Here is a 23,187-nt window from a genome sequence, read left to right on the forward strand (position 1 = left end):
CGCGCAACTAACGGTTAAGGTTGTTGCGCGTTCATGCATCCGCGCCTTGCAGAAGCTTGGCCGCCGCAGCACGGGCCTCGTCGGTCACCGTGGCGCCGGCCAGCATCCGCGCGATCTCCTCGCGGCGCTCCGCCACCGGTAGGCTCGCCACCCGGGTCGCGACCCGGCCGGCGCCCTTCACGGGGGCCTTGGCGATCAGGAAATGTGTGCTCGCGCGGGCCGCGACCTGGGGGGCGTGGGTCACGGCCACCACCTGGACGGTGGCAGCGAGCCGGGCGAGGCGCAGCCCGATCGCGTCGGCCACCGCGCCCCCGACCCCGGTGTCGATCTCGTCGAAGATCAGGGTCGGGGCGGAGCCCTTGTCGGCGAGCACGACTTTCAGGGCGAGCATAAAACGCGACAACTCGCCGCCGGAGGCGACCTTCATCATCGGGCCGGGTTTCGTGCCGGGGTTGGTCTGCGCCCAGAACTCGACCCGGTCGATGCCGGCGGGATCGCGTGCCTCAGGGTCGGTGACGATCTCGGTGATGAACCGGGCGCGTTCCAGCTTCAGCGGCGGCAACTCGGCCTTCACGGCCGCATCCAAGTGCTTGGCCGCCTTGCGGCGCCCGGCACTGAGCTTCTCGGCCGCCTCCGCGTATTGCGATTCAGCCTTCGCCCTTGCTTGCTCCAGGCCCTCCAGGGCCGCCTCACCGGCATCGAGGCTCGCAACCTCGCCGGCGTAGCGCTCCGCCAGGGCGGCGAGGTCGTCGGCTGGAACGTCGTATTTCCGAGAGGCGGCACGCAGCGCAAAGAGCCGCTCCTCCGCTCGCTCCAGGTCGCGCGGGTCGAACTCGGTTTCCGCGACGGCGGCGTCCATGACCGCGCGTGCCTCGTCGAGGGCGACCATGGCGGCGTCCAGGGCGTTGACGCAGGGATCGATCAGGGCCGGGAGCTGTCCGGCCCGGCGCTCCAGCTTGCGCAGGGCGGCCGATATGTGCGGCACGCCGGAATGCGGTCCGCCGACGGCGTCGAGCGCCTCGTTCAGCTCGCGGGCGACCTTCTCCGATTGCTGCATGACGCTGCGGCGTTCGGCGAGCTGGGCCTCCTCGCCGTGCTGGGGCGCCAACGTGGCGAGTTCCTCCACGGCGTGGCGCAGGAAGTCGGCCTCCTTGCGGGCCGCCTCGATGCGAGCCCGGTGCTCGGCAAGTTCCGAGCGCGCCGTGCGCACGGCCTTGGCGGCCGTCGCAACCTTGCCAAGCTGGGAGTGGAGGCCCCCGAAGGCATCGAGGATCGCCCGGTGGGAGGCCGGGTCGGCCAGCGCGCGGTCGTCGTGCTGGCCGTGGATTTCCACGAGCGCAGCGCCGATCGCCCGTAGAACCTGCACGCCCACCGGCTGGTCGTTGACGAAGGCACGGGTACGGCCGTCGGCCATCTGGGTCCGGCGCAGGATCAGGTCGCCCTCGGTGTCGATCTCGGCCTCGGCCGCGATCCGGCGGGCCGGATGATCAAGGGGGAGATCGAACACCGCGGTGACGCCGCCCTGCGGCTCCCCATGGCGCACGAGTCGACCGTCGCCGCGGCCGCCGAGGGCCAGGGCGAAGGCATCGAGCAGGATCGATTTGCCCGCACCCGTCTCCCCGGTCAGGACGCTGAGGCCTGTCCGGAAATTCAGTTCGAGCCTGTCGATCAGAACGATGTCGCGGATCGCGAGCTGCGCCAGCATGCGGCGGCGGGGATTCCTGAGGGCGGGACCGCAGACATAAGGCCGCCGCGGCGCGGATTCACCCCAAAAATGCGTCGCGCCCCAATTGCGATGCCGCGGGGCCGCGCCGACGAGAAAGGCCCGGAGCGGCGGCTCCGGGCCCTGGGGCGTCTTGAGGCAAGCCGAAGCCCGCCGGCGGCAGGCCGAAGCCTGCCGGATCGGTCACTCGGCCGAGGCGGTCTTGCCCGTCACGGTCCGGTAGATCTTGGACAGGAACGAGGTCTTCTCCTCGCGGGGCTCGAGGCCGCCCTTGGCCAGGAGCGCGTGCGCATCCTTGTACCAGGGGCTGTCCGGGAAGTTGTGCCCCAGCACCGCCGCGGAGTTCTGCGCCTCCTGGGTAATCCCGAGCGCCCAGTACGCCTCGGTCAGGCGCTCCAGCGCCTCTTCCGCATGGCGGGTGGTCTGGTACTTGGCAACGACGTCGCGGAACCGGTTGATCGCGGCCGGGAAGTTGCGCCGCTCCAGGTAATAACGGCCGACCTCCATCTCCTTGCCGGCGAGCTGGTCGCGGGTGATCTGGATCTTCGAGCGCGCATCGGTCGAGTACTCGGACGTCGGGTACTTCTGGACCAGCTCCTGCAGGGCGACCAGCGCCTTCTCGGAGCGGTCCTGGTCGCGGGTCACGTCCGGGATCTGCTTGTAGTTCGACATCGCCATCAGATACTGCGCGTAGGCAGCATCCTTACTGGCCGGGTGGCGCTGCAGGTACCGCTTCGCCGCGCTGATCGCGTCGTCGTACTTCTGGCCCTCGTAATTGGCGTAGGCCGTCATGAGCAGCGCCTTCCGGGACCACTCGGAATACTGGTACTGCTTGTCGAGACTGTCGAATTTCTTGACCGCGCCCTCGTAGTCGCTGTCCTCCAGCTTGGCCAAGCCTTCGCTGTAGAGCTTGTCCGCGGGGACATCCGGCACGACTTCGGGCTTGTACTTTTCGGCGAAGAGGTTGGTCGGGTCGAAGTCGCAGCCGCCGAGGCCCAGGCCGAGAACGGCCACGAAGGGCGCCATGAAGGCAGCCGCCCGGCGATGACGAATGGTGACAGGCATCTGGCGCTCTTTCCCGGGACCGGCGCACGTCCCGCGCCGTCGTGCCATCGCGTGAATGGATCCGGCCCGACCGGGCCGTGCCCGTCGTTCACGGACCGTTAAACCCTGACGCTTGATTCGGGCACGAAAGCGGCAAGGCCGCGGCAGACCGTATCGGTTGCCAGCTGTGTCCCGCAGGTCACAGACTTGGGGTCAGAGATCGCCCGCGAAGGCGGCGATGCCGAGGCCGACGCCGAGTTCCGACAGGACGGCTTCGCGGCGCGAGCCCTGCGCCTCGATGATGGCGTAGTTGGACCGGTCGGCGAAGAGGGCGGAGAGCACGCCGACATTCATCCGGTGCCCGCCGCAATAGGAGCGGTAGGCGCCCTGGATCGGCAGGCCGGCCAGCGCGAGGTCGCCGACCGCATCGAGGATCTTGTGGCGGACGAACTCGTCCGGAAAGCGCAGACCCTCGGGATTGACAACCGCCGTCTCGCCGACCGCGACGGTGTTCTCCAGCGACGCGCCCAGCGCGAACCCGGCCTTCCAGTAGCGCTCCACATCCTTCATCATCCCGAAGGTGCGGGCGCCGGCGATCTCCCGGCGGTAGGTGGCGGGAGACAGGTCCATCGCCTTGCGCGAGCGGCCGATCACCGGGCTGTCGAAATCGATCTCCACATCGAGGCGGAAGCCCCGGTCGATCGGGCGCAGCTCGGCGAAGGCACGGCCGGTCTCGATGCGGACGTGGCGCAGGATCTTCAGCCAGCGGCGCGGGGTGCCGCAGGAGGCGATCCCAGCCGTGTCGATGGCCTGTACGAATTGGAGGGCTGAACCGTCGAGGATCGGCATCTCCGGCCCGTCGATCTCGACCAGGGCGTTGTCGACACCCAGTCCGTAGAGGGCCGACATCAGATGCTCGATGGTGGCGACGGCACCGGTCTCGACGTCACCGATGACGGTGCAGAGTTCGGTGGCGGAGACCAGGGCGTGATGGGCCTTGATCAGGCGGTCGTTGCCGTGGGTGGTGCTGGTCCGAAGAAACGCGATGCCGTGATTGGCCGGAGCTGGGCGGATGGTGATCTCGGCCGGGTTCCCGGAATGGACCCCGACTCCCGAGAGCGTTACCGGCCCCTTCAGGGTCGTCTGTTTATGCGTTCGCATTCATTAGCCCCCGGCCGCGATCAGGTCCGCCATCCCGACCAGGGATGGTGAGGAAACTGTCCGATCCGTCCGCTGCTTGAAGCCCCTACCCGCGCTATCAGGTTGTGTCCCGGAGCGCGTCTCATTGGTCTGGAAGTGTCTATAGCTGCACCGCACAGGGCAGCCAAATCACGGATTCTTACGCTCTGTTACAGACACGCTTGCTGTTGGGAGCGGCTAAAAACCTGACGGCACAAAGGCTTAAAGCTTGGTTAATGCGTGACTAACCAGTGGCCGTTCTGTGGCGTGTATGCATCACGCGCCTGGGGATAGCGACTCAATCGTTAACCCCGCTGAGACCCCAGTCCTCGTTCTTCGCAACCAAGGGTTGCTTCGCTGCAGCGCGAAGGGCCAGCGGTTTCCCGCCGGCCCCTCTTTCGTCATCGCGTGCTTCGCGCGTTCAGTTCGCCTGACGGCGGAGGAAGGCCGGAATCTCGAGCTGATCGTCGTCCATCATCCGGGACTGGGGCGCAACGCGTCCCTGGGCATCGAGGCCGCCCTGCGCCGGCCGGTATTGCGGCGCCGCCGGAAGCGGAGCGCGCGGGGCCGCCGGCACGTGGGGCTGGTTCAGCTGGGGCTGGTTCAGCTGGGGCTGCGCCAGCTGGGGCTGCGCCAGCTGGGGCTGGGCCATATGCTGCTGACCCTGGTGGGGCTGCGGCGCCACCGGGCCGGCGGCCCGGGGAGCAGGCACGCCGTCCATGTCTTCGCGCCGTCCGCCGAAGCCGACGGTGGCGAGGCGGCGCAGCAGCGAGGTCCGCTTGGATTCCGGTGCGGCTTCCTCGGCGGCCCGGTTCGCCAGGATCTGGTTCTGGGCGATCGGCGGCAGCTCGTGGATCTGCGGCATGCGCGGGGCGCGGGCGAGCGGCGCGGCCGCGGGGGCGGCCGGACGCGGCGGGACGAACGGGCCGGCCTGGAACTGCGGAGCCGGCTCGGCCTGCTGCTGGGCGGGGGCCGGGACGAACGGCGCGGCGGCCCGCGGCTGGGACGGGGCGAGGACGACCTCGTCGCGGGCGACCGGAGCGGGAGCCTCGAAGCGGGTCTCGGCGCGCATCTCGGGAGCCGGCTGCGGGGCGGCCGGCGCCTGATGCTGTACGGGGGCCTGGGCGATCGAGTCCGTGCGGATGCTCGGAATCGGCGAGGTCGCGCGGGCCCGGGCCTCGGCCCGCAGGCGCTCGGCGACTTCGGCGATACGCTGCTCGGTCTCGGCGATCGCCGGGTTGTTCGGCGAGTTGGCCGAGATCAGCAGCGGCTCGATGCCGGTGGCGACGACAGACACCCGGATAATGCCGTCGAGGCTCTCGTCGAAGGTGGCGCCCAGGATGATGTTGGCGTCCTGATCGACCTCCTCGCGGATGCGGGTGGCGGCCTCGTCGAGCTCGTACAGGGTCAGGTCGGAGCCGCCGGTGATCGAGATCAGCAGGCCGCGGGCGCCCTTCATGGAGACGTCGTCGAGGAGCGGGTTGGCGATGGCCGCCTCGGCGGCGCGGTTGGCGCGCTTCTCGCCCGACGCCTCGCCGGTGCCCATCATGGCCTTGCCCATGCCGCGCATGATCGCCCGGACGTCGGCGAAGTCGAGGTTGATCAGGCCTTCCTTGACCATCAGGTCGGTGATGCAGGCGACGCCCGAGTAGAGCACCTGGTCGGCCATCGCGAAGGCGTCGGCGAAGGTGGTCTTCTCGTTGGCGACCCGGAACAGGTTCTGGTTCGGGATCACGATCAGGGTGTCGACCGCGGCCTGCAACTCCTGGATGCCGCTCTCCGCGGTGCGCATGCGGCGCACCCCCTCGAACTGGAACGGCTTGGTCACGACGCCGACCGTGAGGATGCCCATGTCGCGGGCAGTCCGCGCGATGACCGGCGCGGCGCCGGTTCCGGTGCCGCCGCCCATGCCGGCGGTGATGAAGCACATGTGGGCGCCCGAGAGCTGGTCCCGGATCTCGTCGATCACCTCGTCGGCGGCGGCCGAGCCGACCTCCGGGTGTGAGCCGGCGCCGAGGCCCTGGGTCACGCCCAGGCCCATCTGGATCACCCGCTCCGCCTTCGAGGAGGTGAGCGCCTGCGCGTCGGTGTTGGCGACCACGAACTCGCAGCCGAGCAGCCCCGACTCGATCATGTTGTTGACTGCGTTGCCGCCTGCGCCGCCGACACCGAAGACGGTGATGCGGGGCTTGAGTTCCCGGATGTCCGGCGCCTGGAGGGTAATGGCCATGGTGTCGAGCCTCTCGCTTACTCTGCTTTCCGTGCGGCGCTGCGGCGCCGATATTTTTTCGATCCCCCGCCCGTGAAGGCGGCGGTGAAACTCTAGAAGCTCTCTCGGAGCCAGCGCCCGACCCGGCTGATGTACCGGTCCGATCCCGTGGCCGCGAAGGCGCCGTGCCCCCGCGGCTCGAAGTGCTCGGCGTGCGCCACCTGCGGGTAGACCAGCAGGCCGACGGCGGCCGAGAAGGCCGGTCCCTTGGCCGCCTCGGGCAGGCCGCGGATCCCCAGCGGCCGGCCGATGCGGACCTGACCCTGGAGGACGCGCCGGGCGACCTCCGGCAGGCCGACGAGCTGGCTGGCGCCCCCCGTCAGCACCACCCGGCGTCCGGCCTGGGCCGCAAAGCCGGCATCCCGCAGGCGGTCGCGGACCAGTTCGACCACCTCCTCGACCCGCGGCTTGATGATCCGCACCAGCTGCGAGCGCGGGATGTGGGCCGGGGCCTCGCCCTCGTCCTCGCCGACCCCGTGCACGGCGATCATGTCGCGATCGTCGGACGGGGTGGAGAGGGCCGAGCCGTAGAGGGTCTTCAGCCGCTCGGCCGCGGCCATGCGGGTGGAGAGCCCCCGGGCGATATCCATGGTGACGTGGTGCCCGCCGACCGCCACCGCGTCCACGTGGACGAGGTGGCCGCCCGAGAACACTCCGACGCTGGTCGTGCCGCCGCCCATGTCGACGACGCACACGCCCATCTCCGCCTCGTCGTCCACCAGGGCCGAGAGCCCGGCGGCGTAGGGCGTCGCGATCACCGCCTCGACCCCGAGATGGCAATGCTCGACCGCCAGCATGACGTTGCGGGCGGCGGCGAGCTCGCTCGTCACGACATGCAGGTCGACCCCGAGGGCCTCCCCGATCATGCCCGACGGATCGATCACTGCGCCCTGCCCGTCCAGTGCGTAGCCGGTGGGCAGCGCATGAAGCACGGCCCGGCCGGGGCTGACGCCGTGGGCGCTCGCCGTCTCCAGCACCCGCTCGACATCGCTGCCGGTGACGGTGCCGGAGCGGGTGTTCACCCGGGCCTGGAAATGCTGCGAGGCGAGCCGGCCGCCCGACATGTTGACGATGACCGACTGGACCTCGACTTTGGCCATCCGCTCGGCGGCGTGGACCGCCTGGCGGATCGCACCCTCGGCGGCGGCGAGATCGACGATCGCCCCACCCTTCAGCCCCAGCGAGCGCTGGTGGCCGATGCCGATGATGCGGGCGAGGTGCGTCCGGCCGCGCAGGGTCGAGAGCGCCTCGGCCGGCTGCAGCTCGGCGATGAGGCAGACGACCTTGCTGGTGCCGATATCGAGCACCGACAGGGTGGTCGAGCGCCGGGCGGAGAGCGGCTTCAGGCGCGGCGTGAGGCCGTGTTGGCTGTGCATTGACACTACCGGACGCAGAAGGCGGGACGGGCGGAGATCGCGGTTGAGGGCATCAGCTGGCTGCGCCCTTCTTCTTCGCCTTCTGGGCTTCCGCACGGGCGGCGGCGGCCTCCTCGGTCAGGCGCACCACCAGGCGGTCGGGCATGCGCAGATCCACCGCGATGATGTCCTTTTCGAGCAGGCCGGCCTCGCGCTCGAACCGGACGAGGCGGGCGAGCGCCGCGGCCGGATCGATCTCGGGCAGGCGCACGTCCACGCCGTCGAGCTTGAGAGTCCAGCGCCGGCCCGAGACGTAGGTCCCGGCCTTGATCCGCTCGGAGAGCGGACCGGCGGCGGCGATGAGGGCGAGATATTCGGGCAGCTTGTTGTTGGCGTCGTCGCCGACCACGAGCGGCAGGCTGGCGTAGCGGTCGTCCCGCATCGCGTCGATCACGGTCCCGTCGGCGGCGATCACGTTGATCTCGCCGTTCTTCTGCCAGAGGGCAGCGGGCTCGCGCTCGACCTGGGTGATCGCGATCTCGTTCGGATAGATCTTGCGGACCGAAGCCTGGGCGATCAGCGGCACGGCGAGCAGCTTCTCGCGCACCGCCACGACGTCCAGGAACGGGACCGAGGAGCGCCAGTCGATGCCGGCCGCCGATAGCACCTCGCGCTCGTACATCCGGGAGATGCCCGAGATGGTCACGCGCTCGACGCCGAAGCCGAGGACCCGTGCGGCGATGTCCAGGGGGCGGCCCTGCTCGGCAACGAAGGACTCGTAGCGCCCGCTCGCCACGAAGCCGGCGAAGGCCACGGCAGCGAGGGACACGGAGACGCCCACGGTACCGACGCCGCGGGGCAAGCGCTCACTCAGGAGCTGGCCCTTGCGGGACCGGCGCACCGAGAGAGAGCGGTTGGGAGCGCGTCCGGTGAGCCGGTCCAACGCGGCGCCGACGAGGCGCGCGGGAAGGCTTCGACCGGCCGCGTCACCGCCGCTCAGCGATTCAGAGAAGCGTCCTCCACCATCCATCGGACGAGCTCACCGAAACCAAGACCCGCATGGGCCGCCATCTCCGGCACAAGGCTCGTCTGGGTCATGCCGGGTTGCGTGTTGACCTCCAGCACGACGAGCAAACCGGTTCCACCCGGTGTGTCGTCGTAGCGAAGGTCGGCACGGCTGACGCCCCGGCAGCCCAGTGCTTGATGCGCCGTTAACGACAACTCTTGGACACGCTGGTAAACATTTGGTTTAAGTTCGGCCGGCAGCACGTGCACCGAGCCCCCCGGAGCGTACTTCGCGTCGTAGTCGTACCAGTCCCCCGTGGCGGCCTTCACCTCGATCACCCCGAGTGCCTTGTCGCCCATCACCCCGCAGGTGAGTTCGCGACCCGCTATGTAAGGTTCTGCAAGGACTTGCTCGCCGAAGGTCCAGTCCTCGGAGGCGAGGATCTGAGGCGGGTGCGACCGGCCGTCGCGGACGATGATGACCCCCACGGACGAGCCCTCCGCGATCGGCTTGACCACGTAGGGCGGCGGAAGGGGATGGTTTTTCGCGGCCTCGAAGCGGTTAACGATCCGACCCGCCGGCACGTCCACGCCGGCGGCGTGCAGCACCGTTTTCGCCCGCTCCTTGTTCATGGCGAGCGCCGAGGCGAGCACGCCCGAATGGGTGTACGGAATCTTCAGGATCTCCAGCAGGCCCTGGATCGTGCCGTCCTCCCCGTCTGGGCCGTGCAGGGCGTTGAAGGCCACGTCCGGCCGCAACTCGGTGAGCACCGAAGCGATGTCCGGCCCGACATCGACCCGGGTGACCCGGTACCCCTCCCCTTCGAGCGCTGTGGCGCAGGCCGCGCCGGAGCTGAGCGAGACCTCGCGCTCGGCGGAGGTGCCGCCCAGGAGGACGGCGACGTGCTTGGACATGGTGGGCTCCAGGGAAATCTGGGTCGAGGATCGGGTCACGCTGGGCCGACCCAGTCATGGATCGCGGCAAAGACCGCCTCCGCGGTGACCGGTGGCAGAGCGCCGATGCCGCGAAGGACGCGGCCGGGTTCGATGCAGGCGATCTTGAAGGGGCGGACGGTGGAGGCGACGCCGAGCCCGGCCGCACCGAGATCCGCGATCGGGATGTCGCCGGCCATGCCGGCGTTTCGGGCGCTCGTGATCATCGTGATCCAAACATAACCGGCCCGCGCCACCGCGGCTCCAGAGACGACGACGGCAGGGTGCCGCTTCTCGGCCAGCCGGTCCGAAGAGGGGAACGGGACAACCACGACCGAACCGGCGGGGAAATCTAAGGCGTTAGCGGTCGGCATAATCTTCGTCGTCGATGGCGCTGCCCCATTGTGTGAACGCCACGAACGGATCCTCGCCCGCCGGGGGAGCCTTGTCGATCTGGATACCCTCCGGCGTGATCCGGTAGCGCACCCAATCACCGAGCTCGAGGGCGAGGCGCTCGCGCACCTCTGCGGGCAGCACGGTCTGACTCGTCACCGACATCTTCGAGTAGGCGGTGCGGGCGCTCGTGTCCGGCATCGCATCGGTTCCTCGCCGCGACTTACAGCTTACTGGCTTACCGGCTCAGAGGCCACGCCGATCCGCCGGATCTCCCAGCGCAGAGCGACACCGCTGGTCTCCCGCACCCGACGCCGGACCTCCTCGCCCAGCCCCTCGATATCGGCAGCGGTGGCGCCACCGGTGTTGATCAGGAAGTTGCAATGCATCGGCGAGACCTGGGCACCGCCCCGCGTCAGGCCGCGGCAGCCGGCGGCATCGACGAGTTGCCAGGCCTTCATCGTCGGATCCTTGCCGCCCTCCGGATTGGCGAAGGTCGAGCCGCCGGTGCGCTCGCGGATCGGTTGCGCGGCCTCGCGGGCCGCGGTGACCCGCTCCATCTCGGCCTCGATCGCGGTGCGGTCCCCGGGTGTTCCGCGCAACAACGCACGAGTAAAAACGACGTCCTCGGGCGCGTCGGAATGCCGGTAGGAAAAACCCATCTCGGCGTGGCTGAAGCGGCGCAGCGCTCCGCTCCTGTCGACGCCGTGCGCCTCGACCAGGACGTCCGTGGTCTCGCCGCCATGGGCACCCGCATTCATCCGCAGGGCGCCCCCGATCGAGCCCGGAATGCCCCGGTAGAACGCGAGCCCGTCGAGCCCGGCCTCGGCGGCCGCCTTCGCGAGGCGCATGTCCGGAACGGCGGTACCGACCTGCAGGGTGTCGCCGTCGATCGCGATCCCGCCGAACGCCTTGCCGCCGAGCCGGATGACCACGCCCGGCACCCCGCCGTCGCGGACGATCAGGTTGGAGCCGAGGCCGATCACCGTGACCGGCACGTCGGGCTCCAGGGCTGTGAGGAGGTGCGCGAGATCCTCCTCGTCCGCCGGGGTGAACAGCACCTCCGCCGGGCCACCGACGCGGAACCAGGTGAGGTCGGCCAGCGGCTGGTCGGCCAGCAGGCGCCCGCGCAGGGCCGGCGCGGCGGCGCGGATTCGATCGTGGAGCGATGCGGTCATGCTAAGCTTTGGACCGGATCAACCGGCTCGCTTGAGGGAATCGGGGCGGGATGGCGAACGATACCGGCAGAAGCCTGAGCTTCACCCGTGCGGCCGCCCGTAGCCTCAATCGGATGCCGAAGCCGACCGAAGACCTGATCCGGCAGAAGCTTCACCTCTATGCGCAGGATCCCGACAGCCGCGCCACCAACGTGGAGGCACTGAAAGGCGCAGGAGAGCGGTACCGATTGCGAGTCGGGGATTGGCGTGCGGTCTTCACGACCGAGGCGGATCGGATCATTGTCCACGCCGTCGGCCCGCGCGGCTCGATCGAGGGCTAGGATGCTGCCCGTGACCATCGTCAGAACCCGGACGCCCTCCGGAGAAGCCATCGTGATCCTGCCGGAGGTGGAACTCGAGCGGTTGCGCGAGCTGGCGGAAGACACCCTCGACGCACGCGTCATCGACGAGTCGCAGCGGCGCCTGGACGGCGGCGAGAACGAGCTTCTGGACGAGGCCGATCTTGAAGCCCTGCGCGCGCCACCGAGTCCCCTGGCGTTCTGGCGTGCCCGGCGGGGCATGACGATTGCGGTGCTGTCGCGCAACGGGTCGGTGCCCGAGGTGAAACTCATCGATCTCGAAACTGGCGCGGGCACGGCCGATCCTGCCGTCTACGAACGGCTGGCACGGGCGCTCGACATCGATGTCGAAGACCTCATGCCGGACTCAGCCTGATCGACGCCCACCCGCTCACTTCCCCCGCGCGGCGAGTTCGCCCGGCAGCGCGTAGGCCCATTGCGTGATGGTGCCGGCGCCGAGGCACACGACGTAGTCGGTGGGCTTGGCGAGTTCGGCCACGATGCCGGCCAGCTCCTCGGGCCGCTCCAGGGGGCGGGCGTCGCGGTGGCCGCGGGAGCGCAGGCCCGCGACGAGCGCGTCCCGGTCGGCGCCTTCGATCGGCGACTCGCCGGCCGTGTAGACCGGGGCGACGATCACGGTGTCGGCGTCGTTGAAGCAGGTGCAGAAATCGTCGAACAGCGAGGCGAGGCGGGTGTAGCGGTGCGGCTGCACCACCGCGATGACGTTGCCGTCGGTCGAGGCACGGGCCGCCTTGAGCACCGCCTTGATCTCCACCGGATGGTGCCCGTAATCGTCGAAGATCGTGGCGCCGTTCCACTCGCCGGTGCGGGTGAAGCGACGCTTGACCCCGCCGAAGCCCGCCAGCGCCCGACGGATGGCGTCGTGCGAGACGCCGAGCTCGTTGGCGACGGCGAGCGCCGCGGTGGCGTTCAGCGCGTTGTGCTTGCCCGGCATCGGCAGGACGAGATCTTCCATCTCCATGCGGAAGCCCGGACGCCGGTCTCGGATCATCACGCGGAAGCGGCTCTGGCCGCCCTTCAGATCCACATCCAGCAGGCGCACGTCGGCCTGGGGATTCTCGCCGTACGTGATGATGCGCCGGTCCTCGATATGGCCGACCATGTCCTGCACCACCGGATGATCGGTGCACATCACCGCGAAGCCGTAGAACGGGATGTTGTCGATGAAGCGCCGGAACGCGTCCTTCACCGCCTCGAACGAACCGAAATGGTCGAGATGCTCAGGGTCGATGTTGGTGACGATGGCGACATCGGCGGGCAGCTTGAGGAAGGTCCCGTCGGACTCGTCGGCCTCCACCACCATCCAGTCGCCCTCGCCCATGCGGGCGTTGGTCCCGTAGGCGTTGATGATGCCGCCGTTGATCACGGTCGGGTCCAGGCTGCCGGCGTCGAGCAGAGTCGCGACCAGCGAGGTCGTGGTGGTCTTGCCGTGGGTGCCCGCGATGGCGACGCAGGACTTGAAGCGCATCAGCTCGGCCAGCATCTCGGCGCGCCGGACCACGGGCAGCCGGCGCTCGCGGGCGGCCTGCAGCTCCGGGTTGTCCCGGCGGATCGCGGTCGAGACCACCACCAGGGCGGCCGCGTCCACGTTCTCGGCCTGGTGGCCGACGAAGGTGCGGATTCCCTTCTCGGCCAGCCGGCGGACGTTGGCGTTGTCCGAGGCGTCGGAGCCCTGGACCGTGTAGCCGAGGTTGCTCATCACCTCGGCGATGCCGGACATGCCGATGCCGCCGATGCCGATGAAGTGGATGGGGCCGAGCTTGTCGGGCAGCTTCATCTGTTTCGTGCCTTCCGTAACGTCATGGTTTCAAAAGGTCTGGGACCTTTTGCGGGTGCAGGGTGGAGCCCTGCCGTCGGGCTTCGCCCCGATACCCCGCCAGAGGGCTGAGCCCTTCGGAAACCCCATTGCTACCCACGGTTGGCCGTCTCGATGACGACCTCGGCCAACCGCTCGGCGGCATCGTGAATGCCGGCGCTTCTGGCCGCATCGGCCGCCGCGGTCAATTTTGCCGGCGTCTCGAAGCAGGCGACCAGACCGGCCGCGAGGCGATCCGGGGTGAACGCGGTCTGCTTCAGGGCGAGCGCCGCGCCGATCGCGTCGAGGGTCGCGGCGTTGGCGGCCTGGTCCTGATCGAGGGAGCCGGGCAGCGGCACCAGGATCGAGGGCCGGCCGATCGCCGCGAGCTCCGACACGGTGGAGGCGCCCGATCGCGAGACCACGAGGTGGCTCGCCGCCATCCGGGCCGGCAGATCCTTGAAGAACGGAGCGGCCTCGAGCCCGGCGAGTCCGAGGGCGAGGTAGCGGTTCTGCACCGCGGTCAGGTCCTCTGGCCGGACCTGCTGGACGAGGTGCAGGCGGCCGCGCAGGTCGGCGGGCAGGCGCTCGATCGCCTCGGGCACGACCTCGCCCATGACCCGGGCGCCCTGGCTGCCGCCGAACACCAGGAGCCGGAGGGCATCGCGGTCGCCGAGCGGCGGGTATGGAACCTTGGCCGCCTCGATCACCGCCGGGCGGAGCGGGTTGCCGGTGTGGATGCGGGGGGCGCGCGCCTTGTCGGGCACGCCGCGGACATCCTTGAAGCCGGTGGCGATGGTCCGCGCGCCCCGCGCCAGGAAGGCGTTGGCCCGGCCCATCACGGCGTTCTGCTCGTGCAGCACCGTCGGCACCCGCAGGATCTGGCCGGCGAGGACCGGCGGTACGGTCGGGTAGCCGCCGAAGCCGACGATTGCGGCCGGGTTGATCCGCCGGATCTCCCGGGCGGCGACGCCGAAGCCGCGGCCGAGCGTCAGCACGGCACCGGCCCGCTTCAGGGGCGAGCGGCCCGAGGGTGTCGCCGAGGCGATCGTGATCACCTCCGAGGCCGGGAACTCGCCCGAGATCGCGTCGACCCGGGCGTCTGTGGCGAGCGCCACTCGGATGCCGCGGGCGCGCAGGGCGTGGGCGAGGCTCTCGGCCGGGAACAGGTGGCCGCCGGTGCCGCCCGCGCAGAGCAGGATCGTGGGTGTGAAGACCGTCATCGCATCACTCCGGCGACGGTGACCGAGGCGGTGCCGGGCGGCTTCTGGCTGAGCAGGACGGTGCGTGGGCGTTTGCGGGTCAGCGCAACCAGAAAGCCCGTGCCGAGCGCCAGGGAGATCATCGACGAGCCGCCGAAGGAGACGAACGGCAGGGTCATGCCCTTGGCCGGCATCAGCTGGGTGTTCACCGCCATGTTGATGCAGGCCTGGAGCCCGAACAGGGTGGTCAGCCCGGTGATCGCAAGGCGCGAGAAGGTGTCGTCTGTGCGCCGGGCGAGCTTGAGGCCGCGCAGCACGATGAAAGCGAACAGGCCGACGAGGCACAGGCAGACGATCACGCCGAATTCCTCGCCCGTTACGGAGAAGATGAAGTCGGTATGTGCGTCCGGTAGGTGCCGCTTGGCCACCCCCTCCCCCGGGCCGGTGCCGAACCAGCCGCCCGAGCGGAACGATTCCCGCGACCAGAAATCCTGGAAGCCGCCGCCGGAATCGCGGTCGAGGAACTTGTTGAAGCGCTCGCGGACGTGATGGAAGAACAGGTAGGCCGCGAACACGCCGCCGAGCCCGAGCACGCCGAGCAGCGCGACCCAGATCAGGTGCAGGCCGGCGACGAAGAACAGCGCGCACCACACCATGGTGATCAGCATGGTCTGGCCGAAATCGGGCTGCAGCAGCAGCGGCACGATGGTGATCGGCAGGAGCAGCATCGCCAGGAAGCCGCCCGGCATGTCGCGGCGTTGCGCGCCCTCCGAGAAGGCCCAGGCCGCCACGACCACGAAGGCCGGCTTGACGAATTCCGACGGCTGCAGGCCGATCGGTCCGAACTGGATCCAGCGATGCGCGCCCTTGATCTCCGGGCCGAACTTGCCGGCGAGCAGGCAGAGCGCGACGCCGCAGATCCAGGTGACCAGCGCCAACCGCCGGACCCCGCGCAGGGACAGGAATGACACGGCGCAGATCAGCAGGATGGTTGGCGCAAGGTATAGCGCCTGCCGGTTGAGGAAGTAGAAGGTCGGCAGGCCGATGCGCTCGGCGACCGGTGGGCCGCCGCCCATCAGGAAGACTAGGCCGGCCACCATCAGCGCGAACAGCGCCGCGAGCAGCCCGCGGTCCACCGTCCACCACCAGTCGGTGAGGGGTGTGCGTTCCGCGCGTGAGATCATGCCGGGCAACGACTCCAGGCCGCGCGGAGGCCGGTCCGCGTCGGTCGAGTCGATCCTGTGGGGGAATGGTAAACGGAGCCTTATGGCCGGCTGAGCTTGGTGCGGCCCGGGATTCCCCAGCGCGGAAGAAGTACCGTATTCGTCCGAGGTATACTGTGGACGATGTCATCGAATGTTAATTCTCGTTGTGCAACTTGGAGGTGTATCCCCACCAGGATCGGAGACCGGCGTGTTGCATGCGCCGCTTTGCCAGGCCCGATCCGCACAGCAGAAGTCGGTTCGAGATGTTCGCTGCTCTGAAGGTCCGTGAAGCGCAGGCCAAGCTGGCGGCCCTCGACCGCGTCCAGGGGCTGATCGAATTCGATCTCGACGGCCGCATCCTGTCGGCGAACGGCAATTTCCTCGACGCGGTCGGATACACCCTGCCGGAGGTGGTCGGGCAGCATCACAGCCTGTTCGTGGACCTGGAATATCGTGATTCGGCGGATTACCGGGCGTTCTGGGAGCGCCTGCGCGGCGGCGGGTTCGAATCCGGCCAGTTCCGTCGGGTCGGCCGCGGCGGGCGGCCGATCTGGATCCAGGCGTCCTACAACCCGATGCTCGACGCCCGTGGCCGGCCCTACAAGGTGGTGAAGTTCGCCACCGACATCACCCGGCAGCGCACCGAGGAGGCCGACCGCGCCGGTCAGATCGCCGCGATCCACAAGGTCCAGGCGGTGATCGCCTTCGACCTCGATGGCATGGTCCTCGAAGCCAACGACAACTTCCTTACCGCGATGGGCTACGGCCGCGACGAGGTGGTCGGGCAGCACCACAGCCTGTTCGTCGAGGCGGGCTACCGGGACAGCGAGGCCTACCGGGCGTTCTGGGCGGCTTTGCGCAACGGTACCTATCAGGCCGCGCAGTTCCGCCGTCTCGGCAAGGACGGTCGGGAGATCTGGATTCAGGCGTCCTACAACCCGATCCTCGACGCCGGGGGCCGACCCTACAAGGTGGTGAAGTTCGCCACCGACATCACCGATCAGGTCCGCCTGCTGGCCGACCTCCGCAGGCTGATCGACACCAATTTCGGCGCAATCGAGCACGCGGTCCTGCATTCCACGGATGCCGCCCGCCTGGCCTCCTCGGCGGCGGACTCGACCTCCGGCAATGTCCAGACCGTGGCGGCGGCGGCCGAGGAACTCGCCGCCTCCGTCGCCGAAATGTCCCAGAGCATCGTGCGCTCTCAGGGCGCCACCGATACCGCCTATACCTGCGTGCGCGAGGCGGACGGCCACACCAAGAGGCTCGCCGACAGCGCGACTGCGATGTCCAGCATCGTCGGCCTGATCCAGAGCATCGCCGGCCAGATCAACCTGCTGGCGCTCAACGCCACCATCGAGGCAGCGCGGGCCGGCGAGGCCGGCCGCGGCTTCGCAGTGGTGGCAAGCGAGGTGAAGGCGCTCGCCGACCAGGCGGCCCGCGCCACCGGGCAGATCAACAGTGAGATCGCCAGCGTCCAGCAGGTCTCGCAGGAGGTCGTCGTCGCGCTCGGCTCGATCGGGGCCTCGGTCTCGGTGATGCGCGAGACCGTGGTGTCCACCGCAGCGGCCATTGAAGAGCAGAGCGCGGTAACCCGCGACCTCGCCGAGAGCATGCAGAGTGCCGCCGGCGCGGTCACGGCGATAACCGGCAATATCGGGGCGATCGCGCAAGCCGTGGCCGAGGTCTCCGAGGCGGTGGCGACCACGCGGGACGCCGCCAGGGTGCTGGCGCGCTGACCGACCCGGACCGGGTTTCCAAAGGGCTCATCCCTTCGGTGGGGCTCCGCACTTGCAAACGGTACCCGACCTTTCGAAACCCTGCCGATCGATGCCCTTAGGGCAGCGCCTGCACCAACGCCCGGAACCTGTCACCGCGGATCTCGAAGTTGCGGAACTGGTCGTAGGAGGCGCAGGCTGGCGAGAGCAGCACCACCGGCTCCGGGGCGCCCGAAGCGGCGGCGTTCTCGGCGGCCCTGGGGACCGCGACGTCGAGGGTCTCGCAGCGCGTGTAGGGCACGACCCCTTCCAGGGTGGCCGCGAAGGCGTCCGAGGCCGCGCCGATCAGGTAGGCATGGGCGACCCGCTGGAAATACGGCACCAGCGGGAAGATGCCGCCCTCCTTGGCCTTGCCGCCGAGGATCCAGTGGATGTCCCGGAAAGCGGTCAGCGCCTTCTCGGTGGAATCCGCGTTGGTCGCCTTGGAATCGTTGACGAACAGCACGGCGCCGCGCCGCCCGACCTCCTCCATCCGGTGCGGCAGCCCCGGGAACGAGGACAGGCCGGCCTGGATCGCCTCGGGCGTCAGCCCGAGCGCCCGGGCCACCGCCACCGCCACCGCCGCGTTCTGCCAGTTGTGGGCGCCGCGCAGCGACCCGATGCCGTTGATGTCGGCCAAAGCCGTCCCGTCCGGATCGCGGACGATGCCGTCGCGCACCGTCACGGCGTCGGCGCAGAGCGCGTCGCCAGCGGGTACGTGGACGCGCACGAGGTCACCGGCGCGCCGCTCGGCGATCGCCCGGCTCGGGCCGTCGTCGATCCCGACCACCGCCAGCCCGGCGCCGGCGATCAGGCGCTCCTTGATGGCGGCGTACTGCTCCATGGTACCGTGGCGGTCGAGATGGTCCGGCGTGATGTTCATCAGCACCCCGACCGTGGGGTCGAGACCCGGGGTCAGGTCGATCTGGAACGACGACATCTCGATCACGTGGACGCGGCCGGCATCCGGCGGCGCCAGCGACAGGATCGCGGTGCCGATGTTGCCGCCCATCTGCACGTCGCGCCCGGCTTGCGCGAGCACGTGGGCGATCAGCGCCGTGGTGGTCGACTTGCCGTTGGTGCCGGTAATCGCCACCAACGGCGCCTCGGGCGACTGCGCCCGGCGCTCCCGGCAGAACAGCTCGATATCACCGATGATCTCGACCCCGGCCTCGCGGGCGAGCCGGACGGTCCAGTGTGGCTCCGGATGGGTCAGCGGCACGCCGGGGCTGAGCACCAGGGCCATGAAGCCGGACCAGTCGGCCTCGCGCAGATCCTGTGTGCCCAGGCCCGCATCCTGCGCGCGCGCCACGCTGTCGGCGTTGTCGTCCCAGGCGATCACCTCGGCGCCGCCGGCCTTCAGCGCGTTGGCCGTGGCCAGCCCCGAGCCGCCGAGCCCGAACAGAGCGACCTTCTGGCCCGCGAAGACGGTGACGGGTGTCATGGGAAACTCAATTCAACGTGGAAACATCGCCGATCCCACCCAACCCCCCTCATCCTGAGGTGCCTGCGCCAGCGGGCCTCGAAGGAGCCCTCCAGGGGTCACGCGGCCGGCTGGAGGGCTCCTTCGAGGCGCCCGCTTCGCGGCCGCACCTCAGGATGAGGGCCCGATTAGGATCGGCCGTAGTGGTACATAGTCTAGCACAGTTTCTCAGCGCAGCTTCAGGGTCGCGAGGCCCGCGAGCGCCAGGATGACCGCGATGATCCAGAACCGGATCACGACCTGCGGCTCTTTCCAGCCCTTCTGCTCGAAATGGTGGTGGATCGGCGCCATCCGGAAGACGCGCTTGCCGGTGAGCTTGAACGACGCGACCTGGATGATCACCGACATCATTTCCAGGACGAACAGGCCGCCGACGATGGCCAGGACGATCTCGTGCTTAGTCGCCACCGCGATGGTGCCGAGGAGGCCGCCCAGCGCCAACGAGCCGGTGTCGCCCATGAAGATCTGGGCGGGCGGCGCGTTGAACCAGAGGAAGCCGAGGCCGGCGCCGATCACCGCGCCGCAGACGACTGCGAGTTCGCCGCTGTCGCGGACATAGTTCACCTGGAGATAGCTCGCGGTGAACGAGTTGCCGACGAGATACGCGATGATTCCGAAGGTGCCGCACGCAATCATCACCGGCACGATCGCTAGGCCGTCGAGGCCATCGGTCATGTTCACGGCGTTGCCGGCGCCGACGATCACGAAGGCGCCGAACAGGGCGTAGAACCAGCCGAGATTCAGCAGCGCGTCCTTGAACACGGGAAAGGCGAGCTGGTTCTGCAGGGCGGCCGGCGAATAGACGGAGACGATCGTGCACGCCGCGATGGCGATCATCGCTTCCAGCGACAGCCGGAACTTGCCGGAAAAGCCCTTGTGCGACTGCTTCGTCACCTTGAGGTAGTCGTCATAGAAGCCGATCGCCCCGAAGCCGAGGGTGACGGTCAGGGTCACCCACACGTAGTGATTGCGCGGGTTGGCCCAGAGCAGGATCGCCACGACGGCGCCAGCCAGGATCATCAGCCCGCCCATGGTCGGCGTGCCGCGCTTGGTCAGCAGGTGCGTCTGCGGCCCGTCCTCCCGGATCGGCTGGCCCTTGCCCTGGCGCAGGCGCAGAAGGGAGATGATCCACGGCCCGAACCAGAACACGAACAGGCCCGCCGTGAACAGCGCGCCGCCGGTGCGGAAAGTGATGTAGCGGAAGACGTTGAGCGGCGAGAACGTGCCGCTCAGTTCCGAGAGAAGGTACAGCATCCGGGCGCTCGGCCCCTTTGTTCAGGCGCGGGTTTCGGGGAGCGGCACCGATCGTCGCGAACGCTCGGGCGTGTCGATCATGGGGCGGATCACGGACGGATCACGGGGCGGCGGCCATTCCGCGCCGCGCCGGGTCGACCGCGTAGCGGGCTTTCAGCACATCGACAATCCGCCCCATGCGGCTGCCGTTCGATCCCTTGACCATCACGGCATCGCCGGACCGGAGGTTGCGGGTCAGCGGCTCGATCAAGTCGGCTGCGGTGTCGGCGACGCCGCCGCGGCGGCTCACCGGCAGCGCTTCGAACAGGTGGCGCATCAGCGGCCCGGAGGCGAAGACCAGGTCGATCCGGGCGGCCTCGATCGCCTCGGCGAGGCCGCGATGCAGGTCGTGGGAGGTCGCGCCGAGTTCCAGCATGTCGCCCAGCACCGCGATGCGGCGGCCGCGCGGGCCGGTCTCGAGGCCGGCGAGCGTCGCGATCGCGGCTCGGACCGAAGCCGGGTTGGCGTTGTAGCTCTCATCGACCAGGTAGGCGGTGCCGCCGTCGATCTCGAGGGCGGTGCGCTCGCCGCGCCCAACTGGCGGACTCAACCCGGCTAGCGCCAGGGCCGCCTCTGCGAGATCGGCGCCGAGCGCGTGGACCACCGCCATCACGCCCAGCGAGTTCAGCGCCGCATGCCGCCCGGCGGTTCCGAGCTTGTAGGTGACGGGCTGCCCCATCACGACGGCGTCGACCACCGACAGGTCGGGGCGCAGCACGATGGTCTGGGCGCGCACGTCCGCGTCCGGATGCTCGCCGAAGCTGACGACCCGGCCCGCGCGCGACGCCCGCGCATGGGCGATCAAGCGGTCGTAATGCTCGCCGTCGCGATTGATGATCGCCACGCCGCCGGGTTCGATGCCGGAGAAGATCTCGCCCTTGGCGTCCGCGATGGCTGCGACCGAGGCGAAATGCTCGATATGCACCGGCTCGACCGTGGTGATCAGCGCGATGTCGGGCCGGACCTGGGCGGTCAGCGGCACGATCTCGGCCGGGTGGTTCATGCCGATCTCGAACACGCCGTAGCGGGTGGCACGCGGCATCCGGGCGAGCGTAAGGGGCACGCCCCAATGGTTGTTGTAGGAGGCTGCCGAGGCGTGGGTCTCGCCCTGCCCCGCCAGCACGTGGCGAAGGGCCTCCTTGGTCCCGGTCTTGCCGACTGAGCCGGTCACCGCCACGACCTTTGCGTCTGTGCGCGCCCGGGCGGCTTCGCCCAGACGGGTCATGGCGGTCAGGACCGGGTCCGCCCCCGATTCCGGGACCGCCAGCACTGGGCCGTGGGCGGCCAGATCCGTGGCGCGGGCCTCGCTGACCACGGCGGCGCCGGCGCCGCGCCCGAGGGCGCTCGCGACGAAGTCGTGGCCGTCGCGCGCTTCGCCTCTGATGGCGAAGAACAGGTCGCCCGGCTGCAGCGTGCGGGTGTCGATCGACGCGCCGCCGATCGGGCGCCCTTCGCCGAGCAAGCGCCCGCCTGTGGCGGTTTCGAGTTCGTCGCGGGTCCAGAGTGCAGTCATGTCAGCCCCCGGTCACCATCTGGCCGCGCCATCAGCGTGCGGCCTCGGCGATGGCGGCGCGCAGGACCTCGTGGTCCGAGAACGGCAGCGTCCGATCTCCCACGATCTGGCCGGTTTCATGGCCTTTGCCGGCGACGACCAGCACGTCGCCGGGTCCGAGCCGCCGCACGGCCGAGCCAATCGCCTCGGCCCGGTCGCCGATTTCGTCCGCATTGGGCGCCGCCGCCAGGATCGCCCGCCGGATCGCGTGGGGTTCCTCCGTGCGGGGATTGTCGTCGGTGACGATCACGACATCCGCCAGGCGCTCTGCGATCGCCCCCATCAGCGGGCGCTTGCCCCGGTCGCGGTCGCCGCCGCAGCCGAACACCACCATGAGCCGGCCGGACGCGAACGGCCGCAACGCGGTCAGCACGCTCTCTAGTGCCTCGGGCTTGTGGGCATAGTCGACCAGGCACAGGCCGCCCCCCGCCTCGCCGATCCGCTCCATCCGGCCGGGTACGCCGGTGAGGTGGCTGAGGGCCGCGAACACGCCGTCCGGGTCGGCGGCGCCGGCCGGGGTCGCGAGTGCCAGGCCGGCCGCCACCAGGGCGTTCTCGACCTGGAAGTCGCCGACGAGAGGAAGGCGCACCGTGCGGGTCACACCCTCATACAGAAGCGTGATCGCCTGGGTGAAGCCGTCGGTCCCCGTTGAGACGAGGCGGATATCCGTTCCCGCCCGTCCGACCGTGCGGACCGACCGCCCTGCGCCCTCAGCCGCCGCGATCACCCGCTCGGCATAGGCGCCGTCGGCGTTGACGATCGCCGGGCAGCCTTGCGGCAGCAAGTCGGTGAACAGGTGCAGCTTGGCCGCCAGGTACTCCTCGATGCTGGCGTGATAATCGAGGTGGTCGCGGCCGAGATTGGTGAAGCCGGCTGCCGCGAGACGCACGCCGTCGAGGCGGCGTTGCTCGATCCCATGGGAGGACGCTTCCATGGCGAGGTCCGTGACGCCCTCGCGGGTGAGCCTGGCCAGGGTCTGGTGCAGCGTCACCGGGTCAGGGGTCGTCAGCGAGCCGTATTCCGCACCGCGATCGGTGACGATCCCGACGGTGCCGAGGCTCGCGGCGTCGCGGCCGAGCCGGGACAGGATCTGACGGACGAAGTCGGCAACCGAACTTTTCCCCGCGGTGCCGGTGACCGCCAGCACGGTGGCGGGCTGTGCACCCGCAAGTCGCGCGGCGGCGAGCGCCAGCGCCCGGCGGGCATCCGCGACGGCGATCCAGGCGACCGCCTCGGGCAGGTCCGCGGGGCGGTCCCCCTCCCCGGCCACCGCGACGGCGCCGCGTGCGGCGGCCTGCGCGGCGAACAGACGGCCGTCGGCCTTCGTGCCGGGCACCGCGACGAACACGACGCCCGGCGCGACCTGCCGGCTATCTGCGGTCAACGCCGACACGGTCTGGTCGGCGTATGGGCCGTCGATCTCCGGGAAAAGGTCCGCAAGCCGGGCGATCATAGCCGCACC

Annotated in this window: 20 protein-coding genes; 3 read left to right on the forward strand and 17 right to left on the reverse strand. The window is 69.7% G+C overall.

The annotated features are described in order from the left end of the window. Positions 1-31 precede the first annotated feature (31 nt). The 10 genes from recN to murB form a co-directional block, all read right to left on the reverse strand. Positions 32-1,705 carry a DNA repair protein RecN gene (gene recN / locus ACYQPG_RS22980; RefSeq protein ID WP_461231829.1) on the reverse strand — a complete coding sequence of 558 codons (1,674 nt, stop codon included), beginning with the start codon at positions 1,703-1,705 and terminating at the stop codon, positions 32-34. Positions 1,706-1,906: 201 nt separating this feature from the next. Beyond that, positions 1,907-2,788 (reverse strand): outer membrane protein assembly factor BamD, encoded by an 882-nt coding sequence (locus tag ACYQPG_RS22985; RefSeq protein WP_147910065.1) that lies wholly within the window; start codon positions 2,786-2,788, stop codon positions 1,907-1,909. Between the two features lie 192 nt (positions 2,789-2,980). After that, positions 2,981-3,928, reverse strand: a complete 948-nt coding sequence (lpxC, locus tag ACYQPG_RS22990; RefSeq protein ID WP_147854463.1) for a UDP-3-O-acyl-N-acetylglucosamine deacetylase — start codon at positions 3,926-3,928, stop codon at positions 2,981-2,983. 439 nt (positions 3,929-4,367) lie between these two features. After that, positions 4,368-6,176: a cell division protein FtsZ gene (gene ftsZ, locus ACYQPG_RS22995; RefSeq protein ID WP_461231830.1), complete on the reverse strand. Its 1,809-nt coding sequence runs from the start codon at positions 6,174-6,176 to the stop codon at positions 4,368-4,370. A 92-nt stretch (positions 6,177-6,268) separates the two neighbouring features. Then, entirely contained in the window at positions 6,269-7,591 is a 1,323-nt protein-coding gene (gene ftsA, locus ACYQPG_RS23000) for a cell division protein FtsA (RefSeq protein WP_147897292.1), read from the reverse strand. Between the two features lie 52 nt (positions 7,592-7,643). Continuing rightward, the gene (locus ACYQPG_RS23005) at positions 7,644-8,600 is read right to left on the reverse strand and encodes a cell division protein FtsQ/DivIB (RefSeq protein WP_147907432.1); all 957 of its coding nucleotides are present in this window, start codon (positions 8,598-8,600) and stop codon (positions 7,644-7,646) included. After that, complete coding sequence (locus ACYQPG_RS23010) at positions 8,567-9,490, reverse strand: D-alanine--D-alanine ligase (protein WP_147938142.1); 924 nt, start codon at positions 9,488-9,490, stop codon at positions 8,567-8,569. Before ACYQPG_RS23010 ends, ACYQPG_RS23005 begins: the two co-directional genes overlap by 34 nt. A gap of 35 nt (positions 9,491-9,525) precedes the next feature. Beyond that, positions 9,526-9,882, reverse strand: a complete 357-nt coding sequence (locus ACYQPG_RS23015; protein WP_419830303.1) for a type II toxin-antitoxin system PemK/MazF family toxin — start codon at positions 9,880-9,882, stop codon at positions 9,526-9,528. Then, positions 9,869-10,102: an AbrB/MazE/SpoVT family DNA-binding domain-containing protein gene (locus ACYQPG_RS23020; protein ID WP_461231831.1), complete on the reverse strand. Its 234-nt coding sequence runs from the start codon at positions 10,100-10,102 to the stop codon at positions 9,869-9,871. The genes ACYQPG_RS23015 and ACYQPG_RS23020 overlap by 14 nt, the downstream gene beginning before the upstream one ends. 29 nt (positions 10,103-10,131) lie before the next feature. Continuing rightward, positions 10,132-11,079 carry a UDP-N-acetylmuramate dehydrogenase gene (murB, locus tag ACYQPG_RS23025; protein WP_419830305.1) on the reverse strand — a complete coding sequence of 316 codons (948 nt, stop codon included), beginning with the start codon at positions 11,077-11,079 and terminating at the stop codon, positions 10,132-10,134. 50 nt (positions 11,080-11,129) lie between these two features. On the opposite strand from murB, the gene ACYQPG_RS23030 reads away from it, so the two are divergent. Both ACYQPG_RS23030 and ACYQPG_RS23035 read left to right on the forward strand, forming a co-directional pair. Further along, complete coding sequence (locus tag ACYQPG_RS23030; RefSeq protein ID WP_419830306.1) at positions 11,130-11,399, forward strand: type II toxin-antitoxin system RelE family toxin; 270 nt, start codon at positions 11,130-11,132, stop codon at positions 11,397-11,399. 10 nt (positions 11,400-11,409) lie between these two features. Further along, a complete protein-coding gene (locus tag ACYQPG_RS23035; RefSeq protein ID WP_419830307.1) occupies positions 11,410-11,793 on the forward strand; it encodes a transcriptional regulator in 384 nt (127 codons plus the stop codon). A 15-nt stretch (positions 11,794-11,808) separates the two neighbouring features. On the opposite strand, the gene murC is transcribed toward ACYQPG_RS23035, so the two are convergent. From murC to ACYQPG_RS23050, 3 genes are all read right to left on the reverse strand, one after another. Then, a complete protein-coding gene (gene murC / locus ACYQPG_RS23040) occupies positions 11,809-13,215 on the reverse strand; it encodes a UDP-N-acetylmuramate--L-alanine ligase (RefSeq protein ID WP_147854203.1) in 1,407 nt (468 codons plus the stop codon). 131 nt (positions 13,216-13,346) lie between these two features. After that, the gene (gene murG / locus ACYQPG_RS23045) at positions 13,347-14,456 is read right to left on the reverse strand and encodes an undecaprenyldiphospho-muramoylpentapeptide beta-N-acetylglucosaminyltransferase (RefSeq protein ID WP_461231832.1); all 1,110 of its coding nucleotides are present in this window, start codon (positions 14,454-14,456) and stop codon (positions 13,347-13,349) included. Next, positions 14,453-15,619, reverse strand: a complete 1,167-nt coding sequence (locus tag ACYQPG_RS23050; RefSeq protein WP_461231833.1) for an FtsW/RodA/SpoVE family cell cycle protein — start codon at positions 15,617-15,619, stop codon at positions 14,453-14,455. Before ACYQPG_RS23050 ends, murG begins: the two co-directional genes overlap by 4 nt. Before the next feature lie 284 nt (positions 15,620-15,903). Here ACYQPG_RS23050 and ACYQPG_RS23055 point away from each other — a divergent pair, with 284 nt between their 5' ends. Then, complete coding sequence (locus tag ACYQPG_RS23055; protein WP_461231834.1) at positions 15,904-17,379, forward strand: methyl-accepting chemotaxis protein; 1,476 nt, start codon at positions 15,904-15,906, stop codon at positions 17,377-17,379. 97 nt (positions 17,380-17,476) lie between these two features. Here the strand turns inward: ACYQPG_RS23055 and murD are convergent, their stop codons facing one another. The 4 genes from murD to ACYQPG_RS23075 all read right to left on the reverse strand — a co-directional run bounded on the left by murD (position 17,477) and on the right by ACYQPG_RS23075 (position 23,178). Then, positions 17,477-18,841 carry a UDP-N-acetylmuramoyl-L-alanine--D-glutamate ligase gene (murD, locus tag ACYQPG_RS23060; protein ID WP_419830308.1) on the reverse strand — a complete coding sequence of 455 codons (1,365 nt, stop codon included), beginning with the start codon at positions 18,839-18,841 and terminating at the stop codon, positions 17,477-17,479. A 207-nt stretch (positions 18,842-19,048) separates the two neighbouring features. Beyond that, positions 19,049-20,134 (reverse strand): phospho-N-acetylmuramoyl-pentapeptide-transferase, encoded by a 1,086-nt coding sequence (gene mraY, locus ACYQPG_RS23065; protein ID WP_147938133.1) that lies wholly within the window; start codon positions 20,132-20,134, stop codon positions 19,049-19,051. 100 nt (positions 20,135-20,234) lie between these two features. After that, positions 20,235-21,686 (reverse strand): UDP-N-acetylmuramoylalanyl-D-glutamyl-2,6-diaminopimelate--D-alanyl-D-alanine ligase, encoded by a 1,452-nt coding sequence (locus ACYQPG_RS23070; protein ID WP_461231835.1) that lies wholly within the window; start codon positions 21,684-21,686, stop codon positions 20,235-20,237. A gap of 31 nt (positions 21,687-21,717) precedes the next feature. Further along, complete coding sequence (locus tag ACYQPG_RS23075; protein ID WP_461231836.1) at positions 21,718-23,178, reverse strand: UDP-N-acetylmuramoyl-L-alanyl-D-glutamate--2,6-diaminopimelate ligase; 1,461 nt, start codon at positions 23,176-23,178, stop codon at positions 21,718-21,720. Between the last annotated feature and the right edge of the window lie 9 nt (positions 23,179-23,187).

The organism is Methylobacterium sp. CM6246 (assembly GCF_054818005.1).